A 1,039-nucleotide genomic window follows, 5' to 3' on the forward strand; every position below is an offset into this window, starting at 1 on the left:
GATGCTCCTATGTCAAGCCGCCTTCTGCAGCGTGCGGCTCGGTCGGCTGATCGGGGTGACTGCGGCGGGTTGCTGCTGCGAGCGTTCGTCGATGAGGAGCGCGGAGAACACCCGGTCGGAGAGGCGCCGACGCAGGAGCCTCAGTGCCTCGGTGCGGGTCTTGCCCTCGCTGAGCAGCTTGTCGACGTAGGCCTTGCCGGGTCCGATACCTCGGCTTTGGGTGACCGCGGCCATGTGAAGGGCCGAGTTGACGGTCCGGTTGCCGCCGCGGTTGAGACGCACGCGGACCTTGTTACTCGACCACACGGGGACTGGCGCGGTGCCGTTGAACCGGGCGAAGGCGTGCTTGGACTTGAAGCGGGAGGCACTGGCGGTCTCTCCCAGGATGGTCGCCGCGCCGAGCGCACCGACGCCGGGAATGGCGAGCAGGCTCGGCCCGAGTCGTTTGACCAGGTGTTCGAGCTCGCGTTCCAGGGCGTTGATCTGTGTCGTAAGGTCGCGGCAACGCGCGACCAGCTCGCGGGCGATCCGGGCGACGGTGCCGTCGAAGCGGTCGAGCTCGGTCGCCAGTTCGTCAAGCACGTGGAAGCGGCGCAGGCCGCGGGAGGGAACGTGCAGTTCCGGGTCGAGTTCGTGCAGGTGCCAGCGCAGCCGGCCGCAGAGCTTGGTGCGTTCGACCACGAGGTCGTGCCGGTGATCGGCCAGCAGTTTCACCTGGCGCGTCGGTCCGTCGAGACGGGCAACGGGCAGGTCGGGGTCGCGCAGCGCGGCCAGGGCGACGGCTTCGGCGTCGATCGGGTCGGACTTGCCCCGCTCTCGGCCGGTGCGTCGCGCCGCCGCCATCAGCCGGGTATGCACGCGCACCACCGCGCATCCGGCACGCAGCAGGTCACCTTCTAGGCGCCGGGTCAGGTGCCGGCAGTCCTCGACCGCGAACCGCATGTCGGGCCACTGCGCGGCCCATTGCACGGCGCTGAGATGACCTTCGCTGGTCGCTGCCACGGTCTTTTCGCCGAGCTTGCGGCCGAGGTCATCGACC

At 69.6% G+C, this 1,039-nt stretch carries 1 protein-coding gene; it reads right to left on the minus strand.

The features are described 5' to 3' along the window. Positions 1-12: 12 nt before the first annotated feature. Positions 13-1,039, minus strand: a 1,027-nt coding sequence (locus tag Ade02nite_RS48855) for an IS110 family RNA-guided transposase (protein ID WP_239169643.1), incomplete at its 5' end; no start/stop codon positions are given.

This window comes from Paractinoplanes deccanensis (assembly GCF_016862115.1).
In the GTDB taxonomy this organism is placed as follows: Bacteria; Actinomycetota; Actinomycetes; order Mycobacteriales; family Micromonosporaceae; genus Actinoplanes; species Actinoplanes deccanensis.